Source organism: Saccharicrinis fermentans DSM 9555 = JCM 21142, assembly GCF_000517085.1.
GTDB classification, from domain to species: Bacteria; Bacteroidota; Bacteroidia; order Bacteroidales; family Marinilabiliaceae; genus Saccharicrinis; species Saccharicrinis fermentans.
Genome location: NZ_KI912107.1, coordinates 5,708,570 through 5,721,933, shown reverse-complemented (window position 1 = coordinate 5,721,933; position 13,364 = coordinate 5,708,570). Strand labels below are relative to the sequence as shown.

The 13,364-nt window shown below is 38.8% G+C and carries 12 protein-coding genes; 8 read left to right on the top strand and 4 right to left on the bottom strand.

Going from position 1 to position 13,364, the window contains the following annotated elements; all coding sequences use genetic code 11:
• The first annotated feature begins 9 nt into the window (after positions 1-9).
• From CYTFE_RS0123320 to CYTFE_RS0123280, 8 genes are all read left to right on the top strand, one after another.
• Positions 10-282: a hypothetical protein gene (locus CYTFE_RS0123320; protein ID WP_027473793.1), complete on the top strand. Its 273-nt coding sequence runs from the start codon at positions 10-12 to the stop codon at positions 280-282.
• 12 nt (positions 283-294) lie between these two features.
• A complete protein-coding gene (locus CYTFE_RS0123315) occupies positions 295-1,248 on the top strand; it encodes a hypothetical protein (RefSeq protein ID WP_027473792.1) in 954 nt (317 codons plus the stop codon).
• 340 nt (positions 1,249-1,588) lie between these two features.
• Positions 1,589-2,425, top strand: coding sequence for a hypothetical protein (locus CYTFE_RS0123305; RefSeq protein WP_027473791.1), 837 nt, complete (start codon positions 1,589-1,591; stop codon positions 2,423-2,425).
• A 235-nt stretch (positions 2,426-2,660) separates the two neighbouring features.
• Positions 2,661-3,098 carry an ATP-dependent zinc protease family protein gene (locus CYTFE_RS0123300; RefSeq protein WP_027473790.1) on the top strand — a complete coding sequence of 146 codons (438 nt, stop codon included), beginning with the start codon at positions 2,661-2,663 and terminating at the stop codon, positions 3,096-3,098.
• 86 nt (positions 3,099-3,184) lie between these two features.
• Complete coding sequence (gene rimK / locus CYTFE_RS0123295; protein WP_027473789.1) at positions 3,185-4,087, top strand: 30S ribosomal protein S6--L-glutamate ligase; 903 nt, start codon at positions 3,185-3,187, stop codon at positions 4,085-4,087.
• An 11-nt stretch (positions 4,088-4,098) separates the two neighbouring features.
• Entirely contained in the window at positions 4,099-5,034 is a 936-nt protein-coding gene (locus CYTFE_RS0123290) for a succinylglutamate desuccinylase/aspartoacylase family protein (RefSeq protein WP_027473788.1), read from the top strand.
• 123 nt (positions 5,035-5,157) lie between these two features.
• A complete protein-coding gene (locus CYTFE_RS29180; protein WP_052343395.1) occupies positions 5,158-10,173 on the top strand; it encodes an amino acid permease in 5,016 nt (1,671 codons plus the stop codon).
• A gap of 16 nt (positions 10,174-10,189) precedes the next feature.
• Positions 10,190-10,912, top strand: coding sequence for a mechanosensitive ion channel domain-containing protein (locus CYTFE_RS0123280; RefSeq protein WP_027473787.1), 723 nt, complete (start codon positions 10,190-10,192; stop codon positions 10,910-10,912).
• 96 nt (positions 10,913-11,008) lie between these two features.
• On the opposite strand, the gene CYTFE_RS0123275 is transcribed toward CYTFE_RS0123280, so the two are convergent.
• The 4 genes from CYTFE_RS0123275 to CYTFE_RS27920 form a co-directional block, all read right to left on the bottom strand.
• Positions 11,009-11,956 carry a sugar phosphate isomerase/epimerase family protein gene (locus CYTFE_RS0123275; protein WP_027473786.1) on the bottom strand — a complete coding sequence of 316 codons (948 nt, stop codon included), beginning with the start codon at positions 11,954-11,956 and terminating at the stop codon, positions 11,009-11,011.
• 68 nt (positions 11,957-12,024) lie between these two features.
• On the bottom strand, positions 12,025-12,450 hold the full coding sequence (locus CYTFE_RS0123270) for a DUF6695 family protein (protein ID WP_027473785.1): 426 nt from the start codon (positions 12,448-12,450) through the stop codon (positions 12,025-12,027).
• Between the two features lie 36 nt (positions 12,451-12,486).
• Positions 12,487-12,945, bottom strand: coding sequence for a DUF6695 family protein (locus CYTFE_RS29175; protein WP_027473784.1), 459 nt, complete (start codon positions 12,943-12,945; stop codon positions 12,487-12,489).
• 52 nt (positions 12,946-12,997) lie between these two features.
• Positions 12,998-13,264: a hypothetical protein gene (locus CYTFE_RS27920; RefSeq protein WP_052343394.1), complete on the bottom strand. Its 267-nt coding sequence runs from the start codon at positions 13,262-13,264 to the stop codon at positions 12,998-13,000.
• Positions 13,265-13,364 lie beyond the last annotated feature (100 nt).

Sequence of the window (13,364 nt, the reverse complement as noted above, 5' to 3'; positions counted from 1 at the left end):
CATTGCTATATGTATTTTAGCTCATACTTTCAACGTGGAGGGGATCGTTTCAAGCCCATCATTTGGGAAATCCTCGATGGTAAACTGGATGACCGCTACCGTAACTTTTATAAGTTTTTTCAAAAACTGGCTCATCCCACTTATGTGCGCACCGATTTAGCTAACGACCCATACTTTTTAATTTACCAAGGCAAATATAAAGAAGCACGCGAGGGCTTAAAAGACTTACCACCTGCACGGAGGGAGTTTTGTGAAAAAAAGCTGGAGGCTTTAGGGTATTAAGCAATTTGAATCATGAAATTTAAAAAAGAAAAACTAGAAAATGTACCAGGGTGTTTTGGTAGTATTCTTATAATACTACCATTTGTACTGTTACTAATAACCCTGCATACATTAGAACCATTTATTTTTTGGGGTGTAGATGACACCCCCTTTCACTTTACCTTATTTGCTACATTCGCTATAGTAAGTTATGTATTTTTAAGCCTGTTTTTTGCAATTGCTAAAAAATGGCAAAGGTGGGTGATGTATATCTATATTGCCGTATTGATGTTGCAAACAGGTGTAGGTTTGATGTATAAATACTACGAGCCACCTTTAGAAAAGTTTACAAAAGACGAATTAGTGAATATTGAACACTATATACAAGGATCAAATCACTTAGCTAAGGATCTAGAAATATTAGTTTGGAATGACAGTATTGGTATTATTGGAAAGAAAACAAAGAATGGAATTTGGAGATATCAATCAGAGCATAATGTTAACTCCAAAGAAAATGAATCCGAGACCTTCTACTATAAATACTCGGCTCCAGATGATTTTAGGTTTTATTTAAAACTTGCTGGACAAGACAAGATCCACAGAATGACCAATAATTATTTTTGGTTACTACAATACCCTAATCGCTATATATATATATATATTAAAGGATGTGATTGTGGAGTTCATAGCAAACATACTCCTTGCTATATATATTTCAATGAAGCCTTTTCCCGAGACCTTCACCTTTACCTTATCAAGCCCATCATTTGGGAAATCCTCGATGGCAAGCTCGATGACCGCTACCGAAATTTTTATAAGTTTTTTCAAAAGCTAGCTCATCCCACTTATGTGCGCACCGATTTAGCTAACGACCCATACTTTTTAATTTACCAAGGCAAGTATAAACAAGCACGAGAAGGATTAAAAGATTTACCACCTGCACGCAGAGAGTTTTGCGAGAAAAAGCTGGAGAAGTTGGGTTATTGACTTATGATGATAATGCCCAAGTGCTAATCGTAGACGGGTGACAGTCAAATGACCGCCAGTCCGCCTCTCACACCACGACTTTTTACTTCTTAAAAAGCACGTACCGGTAACTTTTCGTTATTCCTCTTCACAAATTAAAATATTTATTTTTATACTTTACCGCCATAAACTGTTGTTTCTTGGCTTGGGAATCATATTGTTTTATCGAACCCATTACATTTATATTTAAATACTTTTGTATCTTTCACCTTCATTTACTTAATCATCGTTTTATCACCGATCACCACAAGAAGAAGGAGCGGATAAAATGTTGCTATATTATTACCACACATTTGAATAGATGATATTAATTGCAGACAGTGGGTCAACAAAGACAGAATGGAGAGGCATTGACCATCATGAATCACAGTCGTGCATCACCAAAGGAATCAATCCATTTCACCAAAACACAGAAGAAATATTACAAATTTTAAGCGAAGATTTTTCCTTGGACCGTTCACTCATTAAAAAGATACATTTTTATGGAGCCGGATGTGCCAGCAAAGATAAGACACTTATCGTTTACAATGCTCTTACAAACTTTTTTCAGACAGAAACCATAGACATCGAGAGCGACCTGATGGGAGCTGCCCGATCACTCTGTGGCACACAATCCGGCATAGCCTGCATACTAGGTACAGGATCCAACTCTTGTGTCTATGACGGCCGCAACATCGTAGACAATGTTTCACCGCTGGGGTATATCCTAGGTGATGAAGGTAGTGGTGCCGTTATGGGCAAAAAACTCATTGCAGACATATTGAAGGGGCAATTCTCAAAGGAGCTTACAGCGCTATTTTATAAGGAACACGACACCAACCCAGTACAATTACTACACAACATATATAAAAAGCCATGGGCAAACCGATACATGGCCCAATTCGCCAGGTTTCTATGGAGGCACCAGGACTGGGATGAGATAGATAAATTTATCACCAACTCATTCGACGAATTTATCAAACGCAACCTACTTCAATACAATAAAGTTTTACAACTCAAAATAAATTTCACAGGCAGCATTGCCTATTATTTTGATTCGATTCTAAAAAAGGCATTACATAAAAATGGCTTAAAAGCAGGTGCAATCACTCAGAGTCCCATGGACGGATTACAGCAATATCATTCATTACAAAAATGACCTATCCTTTTCTACAAAAGACTCTAATAAAAACCAATAGCTACCACACCGTCAAAAACTTATTGGATAAAAGATTGTTTCAATAAAGAAAAAGTATTTTAGTCATTAGTGACCCCTCATTTTTTTTTAGTCCTAACAAGGTACTAGGAGGAAACCAGCATAGCCGCAGCAAAAAATCAAAAGGCTCAGAGAAGTCTATAAGCACCAAGTACCCGTATTTAAGAATTTACAACAAATGAATACTATTGGAAGAAAAGATAAAGTAAACTTACCTGACCTTGCGTTAAAAAATATTGATGCAAAAATAGACACGGGTGCCTATGGATGCACTTTACATTGCCATTCCATAGAATTAATCAGCCGGGATGGTAAAGATATACTCGCATTCAAGGTACTAGACCCAACTCATTCCTTATACGAGGACAAAGTCTTCTATTTTGAAGAATTCAGTGACAAATTAGTTAAAAATTCCGGTGGGCAAACAGAACATCGCTATACGATCAACACACCTATGATCATTTTTGGAAAGCGTAGAAACATCGACTTCTCACTTACGAATCGAAAAAAAATGAAATACCCAATACTTCTGGGAAGAGAATTTCTAACAGGTCGCTTTATCGTTGATGTCACATTAAAAGATTTATCTTATAAAGATAAAAAACACAAAAAATAAAACGAGCCCTGGAAATTAATTCTCACACATGAATATGATTGATTCCAGTGAGCTCCATGTGGTGCTTGAAAAATAAATTTTAACATATGAACATAGTAGTACTATCAAGAAACGCTAAACTATATTCCACACAACGGTTAATAGAAGCTATTGAACAAAGAGGACATAAAGGAACCGTTATAGACCATCTTAAATGCGACATAGTGATGGACGATGAGGGTCCCTCTATTTTTTACGCCGGCAAAAAATTAACAGGTATTGATGCCATCATTCCACGTATTGGATCATCAGTGACCTTTTATGGAGCAGCAGTTGTGAGGCAATTTGAGATGATGAAAGTATTCAGCACACTTGACTCACTTGCACTAACACGGTCCAGAGACAAGCTTAGGAGTCTACAAATACTATCACGAGAAGGAATTAGAATGCCCAAAACAGCCTTTACCAACTTCAGCAAAGAAGACAACAAAATTTTAACCCACGTAGGAGAAGCACCTCTTGTTATCAAACTATTAGAAGGTACACAAGGGGTTGGAGTTGTATTAGCAGAGACCAATAAAGCTGCCAAATCAGTTGTTCAAGCCTTTGACAGCTTAAAAACACGCGTCATACTACAAGAATTTATTGAAGAAGCAGGAGGAGCAGATATCCGCGCCTTTATTGTCAATGGAAAAGTTGTGGGAGCTATGAAGAGACAAGGTAAGGAAGGTGACTTTCGTTCTAATCTACACCAGGGAGGAAATGCCAGCCTCATCAAATTAAGTAGAGAAGAAAAATCCACTGCCTTAAAAGCCGCCAAAAGCATGGGTTTAGCAGTCTCAGGAGTTGATATGCTACAATCCAAAAGAGGCCCTATGGTATTGGAGGTAAATTCATCGCCCGGTCTGGAAGGCATCGAGAAAGCCACCAAGGTTGACATAGCAGGAAAAATAGTTGAATACATAGAGATCGCAGCCAAGACAAAAAGAACACCTAAAGTAAAGGCTTAACACATGTTCATATGATCATAAACAAAACTGAGATACAGCCGGGACAAAATGAAAAACTGGAAGTGAACATTGCCCGTCTTCCCTCCCATTCATCCATAGATATCGTGATAAACGTGGCCCAGGCTCATGAACCCGGGCCTGTTCTCCTTTTGATAGGCGGACTACATGGCGATGAGATCAATGGCATTGAGATTGTCCGACGAATCATCGAAGAAGGCAGGAATATACCTAAAAAAGGTACCATCATTTGTATTCCCATCATCAATGTATATGGCTTCATTCATTTTTCACGATATGTACCAGATGGAAAAGACGTGAACCGGTCATTCCCTGGCAGCAGAAACGGATCCTTGGCCAGCAGGGTAGCCAATTATTTAATGAAAGATATTATTCCTAAGATTGATTACGGCCTTGACTTTCATACAGGAGGGGCAGAACGCACCAATCACCCGCAAGTGCGATGCAACATGAAGAAAAGCGAAAATCAGAAATTGGCAAGTATCTTCAACGCACCTTTTACGGTGCATTCAGCGTATCGGCCAAAATCGCTGCGATATGCAGCCAACAAATTAAATAAGAACATACTTATATATGAAGGAGGAGAATCATCTCGTTTTGATGAATATGCGATTCAGCAAGGAATGAATGGCGCCATTCGGGTTATGAAACATCTAGGGATGACTACCTCGGAAGTGAGTCATCCTGATTATGAAAATCGAATCATCAAAAGCTCCTCCTGGATTAGAGCACACACTTCAGGGATGTTTCAAAGTATGGTTTCAAGTGGTGAAAAGGTACACAAGAATCAAGTGGTTGGAAACATTACAGATCCCTTTGGTGATTTTAAAATTCCTGTCAAATCACCCACCTCGGGTTTTGTAATTGGATTGAACAATAACCCCATCCTTCATCAGGGAGATGCCGTAATGCATATTGGCATAGTATAGATTTTACTGAGAGTTAAAGCTATTAAAGCCCAGGACATCAGCTAAAAACTAACATAAATTTAGTACTTTCACTACATAAAAATAGTTTTAAAAACTACTTGATATTTTTAAAGCCAACAAAATATGACCAAAGCAAAAAAGTTTGGAACCTTTAGCGGTGTTTTCACACCTTCCATACTAACAATCCTAGGGGTAATTATGTATTTGCGGTTCCCCGCCATCATAGGGCAGGCCGGATTAATCAACACAATCGGCATTATCATCATTGCGCATATTATTTCTATCACCACCAGTTTAAGTGTAGCTTCCCTAAGCACCGATAAGCCTGTGCAGAACGGAGGAACTTATTTTATGATATCCCGAAGTCTGGGGTTGCCCATTGGTGGCACACTCGGTTTAGCCCTATTTGTTGGACTCTCGTTCAGCGTAAGTTTGTACCTGATAGGATTTGCTGAGAGTTTTTTACAATACTGGGGTTTCTCAAATGATATCCAAACCATTCGGCTCACCGGCACCATTGTTTTGGTCATTGTAACCACCATCACATTTATCAGCACCTCACTGGCCATTAAATCGCAATACATTATTATGGTGGCCATTGCACTTTCACTGCTATCCATTCTTCTGGGCAAGCATGACTTTGCACCTTCCGAAATTAATTTGGCTCCATTGGCAACGGCAGCTCCTTTTATGGTGCTGTTCGGTATATTCTTCCCTGCAGTAACAGGTTTTGAAGCAGGGGTTTCCATGTCGGGTGACCTTAGCAATCCCAAGAAATCACTCCCTCTAGGTGCCATCATGGCCGTTGGCGTTGGCTTTGTTGTGTATATAGCCCTGGCCTTTTTTTATGCCTATACCGTTAATGCAGATGCATTGGTGAATGACCCACAAATACTCTTTAAGATATCTCTTGTTCCAGGACTAGTGATTGCGGGTATATGGGGAGCCACTCTGTCATCTGCCTTAGGGAGCATACTCGGTGCACCCCGCATTTTACAAGCCATAGCTATGGATAAGATTGCACCTAAGTTCTTAGCCAAGGGAACGGGAAAAACCAACGAACCGCGCAATGCCTTATTGGTAGCCTTTGTTATTGCTGAAGCGGGCATCCTGATTGGTGAACTGGATGTGATAGCCAGTATTGTATCCATGTTTTTTATCACAACCTATGCTTTTCTTAACCTGGCATCAGCCATTGAGAGTTGGTCCAGCTCCGACTTTAGACCAGCCTTTAAAATACCACGTTTTGTAAGCATACTGGGCGCCCTATCAGCCTTTTTTGTGATGATATTACTTGATTTCCTGGCACTAGCAGGAGCTACGGTGGTACTCGGACTACTCTATTTTTATTTGCAACGCAAAGAACTTATACTTGAAAGCGGCGATGCCTGGAGTAGCTTTTGGACCAACCTAGCCAAACAGGCCTTACTAAAACTCAGTATTCAAAAAACCGACAAACGCAATTGGCGACCTAATATAATCTTGTTTAGCGGGGGAGAAAAAGCCAGGCCACACCTAGTAGAAATGGGCCTTTCCTTAACAGGTAAGCTGGGCGCACTAACCGATTTCAATTTATCATACGGACAAGAGCCCATAAACAGAGAACCCAACATTGAAGAAAAGAAAAAAAATAAGAACATCCATCATTTCGTACGCGAGATAGCCTGTACAAACATCGAAGCAGGAATCAAAACAGTCACCAATGTCTATGGATTTAGCGGATTTGAACCCAACACAGTATTGATGGGCTGGAGTCGGGATTCCCAAAACATAGACTTTCTGGTATCCATATTAAAAGACCTAAAAAGCAAAAGATTAAATGCCTCCTTTCTTGATTACGATAAAAATGTAGGTTTTGGCAAAAAAGAAAAAATTGACATATGGTGGAATGGCAAAGGACGACATTTAAGTTTTGCCTTAAATTTATTGAGATTTTTACTGGCTGACACCAGCTGGCGCGATGCCCATGTGAGAATCCTGATTATTAATAGCGACACATCTCTTAACGATAGTATTTACAGAAACACCCATGCTGTTCTAGCTGATAAAAGAATTCGTGCAGAAGTAAAAGTATTGAGCGACGACTTCGGTTCAAGAACCAAGGAAGATATTATAAATTCTGAATCGATAGATGTAGATCTAATCATCCTGGGCATATCTCCCAAAAACACTGCACTTACCAATAACTATATAAACCGCATAAACAATATATGTAAGCTACCCGCCAGTTTACTTTTACTAAGTCCTTCTTCTGAATTTGAAGAAATCAACCTACTTGAACATTTACATACGGAGCACACCCAAGAATTGTATCCAAAATCAGTCCAACTGCCTGCTTTACCTGAAATATCCAACAAAGTTGTCAGAAACAAATTGGAAAAACTAGATCTGGATCTGCTTCAAATTGGGCAAAGCTTCATAGATAAAACATTAACTACATCCATCAAAAACCTCATCCAGTTATCACGTCATTTTCAAGAGTTTGTACAACAAAACGCAAACACCCTTGAAAAAGAATTGGCAGAGCAGGACAAACATGAACTTCCTAAAAGCTTCGTCAAAAATCACCAGGCCTTTTTGCGGAAGATTACAAGCATTATTGATGTCACAACCAAGGAAATAATCACAGAATCACAAGCCACCATAAACATCGGCATATCAGATATTCTGACCCGCTTGGGCAACTATGTATATGAATCTGCTGATTCCATACACATACCCTATTTAAGCGGATCAGACAACAAAGAAAAAATACATAAATACCCCTACCGGAAGGCTGTATCATTTTACCTGAATGAGATGATAAAACCTGCACTAAAAAAGCAGTTAGATCAATTAGAAGATGTCTCGGCATTTGTTATCACAGCATCCAGACAACAAATTTTAACCATCAACGATGCATACGAAAAAACAATATTATCGGCAGAGACAGAGAACAACAAACTACTTACCGATATTTATACTTGCATAGATCATTTCAAAGCAATTGAAAGTAAGCTCATTCATTTCAGGGAACATGCCGAAGGTGCACTTATGAGTGCACTGCGTAACTTATCTATAACGCTGACTCACGACCTGAACACTTACGAAAATCTAAAAAAATCAAAAAGAAAAATCAACGTCAAAAAAGAAAATACAGAAGAGCTCCTAAACGAATTTTCGGACAACTGGGGTAAGGGCATGCAGCTTTTAAGCAATACCCTCTATCTTGATTCTTTGGTTTTATCCAGAAAAAACATATTTAAAAATGTTATTTTAAAGGGTAACACCAAGATAAATACCTTAATAAACGACAACTTTTTAAAGACACTATCCCTTTTAGAACAAAACTTAGAAATAATGATAACTGGAGCTGAAACCAGTCTAAAACCGATCATATTAAACAACAAACTCAATATTCTAGATATTTATAACGAAACCTACCTGAAGGCATCTGAATTAATCAATGATTTTCCGGAAGAATTAAGTGTCCCGGAGTCAATACATCTGGATTCAAAGCTTATTCCATTTACACATCTCAATGAGCTCCCTGTTTCTCCGTTCAAAACGGCATCCTACTATATTGACATCCTATTTCACGAACCATTTTACAGAGAACTTGAAGCCTTGGATCGGAATCTTAGGTCTGCCATTGTAGAATGCAAAGAGGCCAACAGTATGCTGCTTTTTCATCTAAACAACATAAAAGAGTCCCATTCTGACGTGGCAACTGAAAAAAACACTGGCACTGAGCTCTATTCAAAACTAGCAGCCCAGGTACAAGTACAAAAAAACAAGGTAGAAACCTCGGTAGAGAAAGCAAAACATTATTCTGTGGTACATCTACAAGAAGCTTTTTCCAAATTATTTTATCATTCCATCATCGAAGCTGAAAAAAACATACACTCTGAAAAGCGCGAGCAAAAAGGAAAAAAAATAAATACGGCGGTATCCGATAAAATAAAAAACATACAGCTTTTTACAAACAAAATTCTTATTCACTTTTTTAACAGCATTAGCAGTGGTGTTATATTATCAAAAAAGTACCTGGCTGAACAACCAGAAAACAAACTTAAAAATCAACAGATACTTGAGCTGGTGGACCAAATAACGCCAGAAAAAAATAAGTTGAACTCTGTACCCGTTTTTTACCGTAAACTCATGAGCAGTAGCTCAAAAATCAATGATGAATTATGGGTTCCCCGCAATCGAGAAATGAATACGATTAAAGATACCCTTAAAAGACACAAAAACGGCTTAGGAGGGGCAACCATCATACGCGGCGTGCACGGAGCAGGTAAAACGGCATTGTCGAGATATGCCGCATACCATCTATTTAAACACAACCATGTATTTTGGATTGATGCACCCATTGGTGGTTCGGTAGAAACCCAAGACTTGCTTGCTTCCTTTGCCCAACAAACAGGTGGGCATGATGACTTTGCTGCTATTTTCGACAATATGCCCTTCGACAGCGCAGTCGTCATCAATAATCTGGAATTATGGTGGGAACGAAGGTTGGGAGGAGGAGCTGTGATTGAGAAAATAATTCAGCTCATAAGATCATATGGCCATAAGGTATTTTTTATATTAAACTGCCATACCTATTCATTTCGCATTTTAAGTCAACTCTTTCCTCTAGAAGATAATTGTCTGGGAATTATTGACTGCGAACCATTTTCGTCCAAGGAGCTTCAATCGCTCATTTTGAACCGTCATAAATCAAGCGGCTTATCGCTTTTTTACCATGGAAAACCCGAAAGCAATTTATCGCAACTAAGTTATTCCATTCTGTTTAACGCCTATTTCAATGCATCAGAAGGCATTCCCGGCATGGCCATGAATATATGGAAAGCAAATATTACAGATGCCAATCATGAGATGCTTAACATCAAAAAACCTCAAAAGGTAAACCCTGAAATACTTTATAACCTACAACATAACTGGCTCATCACCATCGCTCTTTTTATTCAGCACAAGAATATTGGGGTAGAAAAGCTTATGAGACTCACAGGATGGGAGAAAGAAAATGTTGAAAACCTATTGACTACCATTAAGAACGCAGGACTGATAGTTCATAAAACAGACGCACTTTATTGCTTAGGCAGAAATATTGAGCCTCTATTGGTGGCTGTATGTCAATCAAAAGGAATTATTTAAAACACGCACTATGATCATGAAATTTTTTATAACTGCATCTCTTGTATTTCTTGGATATCGCATTTTATTCTACCTAAAAAATAAACTTAATATATCCCATCGTTTTAAATACCAGCTGGACTATGTTTTATCGTTCACCGAATTGTTTTTCTGGATTGGATTTATTGTTTGGGTAACCAAACATGTGTATGAATCAAGAAACTACTTTATTCTTATCTCCATAGGGGTAACCATCTGTATATTTGCTGTACCCTTATTTTTGGTACTTCGTGATTTTATATCCGGCGCCTTTTTAAAAGTACAGAACAAGGTGAACATAGGCTGTTTTATTGAGATTGATGAGATGAAGGGACAGATAAAAAAAGCAGGACATTTGAGGTTGGACATAGAAGATGCACATGGTAATATCCATTCAATTCCCTATTATAATATTCGTTCAAAAACAATATTACAACACAGTAGTAATCAGCACCTGGATAAGGTTATACTAAAATTCTCATTCCCGGAAACCATAACTACTGATCTGCTCATTCCTCATCTTAAAAAACAAATTCTTAACACGCCATGGGTGTCTGTTTCACAAAGTCCTGTCATCAATAAAGTAAGCCATAAAAACAATCGACTAAACATCGAAGTAGGCGTTTACACCCTAAACAAATCGTATGCAGACTCCATCCATAACATGGTGACAGCTCAATTGAAGAATATGGACGGCGGCAGCAAGCAGTTTCAACACTGAAAAAGCATTACACAAAACAGGTCCAACCCGAATGATGCATGAGAACTTCGTCATATATTTTCAAATGCATTTTCCGGGTTCAACATCTCCCATTCATCAAGCCTGTCGCCAAAGCTTATGAACCGCTGTGAGATCTTTTCTCATGGCATCAAAAATCACCTTCTTATCAACCGAAATGGTTCTACTACCGCTTTCTGCACCTCCCAATGGATATTCCAGATGCAAGGAAACGGGTGGTTGCAAACCATCCTCTTTTAAACTTTTAAAATAGGTATTAAAATCCACCATTCCCTCACCAATAGGCACATTCACCAACTTCCATTTTCCGTTCACCCTCCCCCATTTAACATCTTTCAGCACCATTGTTTTAATATGATCTTTTAGCAAGCGAAGACCATTGGGCCATGACAATCCCCCTTCTACCATGGCATGCCGGATATCATATTGCGTACCAAAATATTTTGCATCTACTGTTTTTAACAGCTCTTTGATTTCCCAATACGAAGACCCGATTGCTGTCCCCGCATGGTTTTGATAACATCCCACTACCCCATGTTTCTTATTAACTTCGCCCAATTCACGGATTTTTTTCTGGTAGAAATGAAGTGACTCCTGCATGGTTTTTTCTTTGTGATACTTAAACCAATTACTACGATAAAATTTAACGCCCTCCTCAGCTGCCACACGAATAATCTCTACATCACAAGCATTATTCACATCTGTAATGGCGGTGGTAATCATATGACAAGATAAGCCACTCTTTTGCAAATCCTTGATAGCAATAGGCAAATCAGTTTTTACATTCTCTGGTAAAATATGCCCATGGGGACGAACCGTTAAGTCTAAACCATCAAACCCTAATTCAGCAGCTATTTGTCCGGCCTCCTGAACATCCATAAATTGCAAATGTTTAGAAAACAAATGCACCTTCAAGACACCAGCCTGGGTAGCTTGACTTAATGCCATGACTGGTGACGATACTAAAGGGGTAGCAATACTAACAACACCGGCATTTCTAATAAACCTTCTTCTTGAAATATCCATAGCCTAAAGGTAGAAAAATAAGTATTCAATTTTTAGCTCACTTTTTTATAAAATCGTACTTTATCTTCTTAAAGTTTTATGGTAACCCTATGGCAATGGCTGGGATAGGTCACTGTACAAGCATGTAAATCAACCCAATGAGAATAAACTTTTTTACTATCATAAAAACCTGTACATTCAATTGTTGCTGACGGTGAGTAACGGGTGATTTTAAGCAAGGCTTTTTCAGTTTCAACATGAAACCAGGATCCAGCTCCTTCGCCAGCCAACCATTGCGCATCTTCAGGAATATTAGGGTGCTTCGGAGGTTGTGGCAAAGTCGATTGCAAAAACTTCTTATGGGGTTTGAACGAGGGATAAGCAGGCTGCTTCCCACTTATATTTTTAATAATCGTTTGATTGTAAAAAGCATGCACATTAGTCAAGGGAGTAGGCGTAAGCCAAAATTTCAGTCTAAAACGCTGTCTCCAATTGGGTTTTCCTGCCCGTAACACCGCATTTACAAAGCGTGAGCAATTGCTTCCGTTGTATTAAAACGGACCATAAGGCATGGGACTCATAGCTTGCATTTCTAAGGCCTTTTCATAAGCCTTTTCAAAATAAATAGGAGCGTAGGAAGCATGCAGTTTACCATCTCCATGACACGATGGATTCTGTTGAAGTTCCTTCAATATTTCTGTGAAATTCAAAATCTCATTTCCATCTATTGATATCTCTGGCACAGTAAGTACTTTTAAATCAGGGTCGGTAATACTGCCTCGCACTCTTCCGTATTGAGAGGGTGAATGATAGCGGCCAAAATCAATGGTCAACAAGGTAAAAGGTTCGGTATATGCGAGCGATTCTGCAGAGAAAAGCACTTCGGGATTCAAGCTTGTCTTGGCAGCATCTATTAATACTTTCCCTCTACTATGGGTATGAAATACTTGTTTGACATGGGGAACAAAAGCCCCATTGAGTAAGCACACCACACGTCTATGATTACTCATAGCAATCCAAGAACCGCCTGCCAGCGCATCTTTAGGATAGCAAAGAATGATATCATCCTTTTGGTATTACCGCGGAACTATGGTGGCACGCAAAGGCTGTATCTTGCGCAATAATGTTGTTGCGCTTGCGAGAGTCGTAGCTGATTACACCAGCATTAGAACCTGAGACTAATAATAGATAAAACTCCAGAACATGTCTATAGTGCTCACCAATAGAGGCTCCCAATAATACTTCAGGACGAGTGGAATAATCATCATTGCTTAATTTTTCCAACAAATCGCGAAGTTGTTTTAAGTTATTTTTGGCTGTTTCTATCATGCAAAACTATTTAGTTTGTAATTTTTTGTGGTAGTCCAAATGTAATGAAATTGAATGGAAGACAGGGCGCATAAGGCAAAAGGGTTCAACGCCCAAGCAG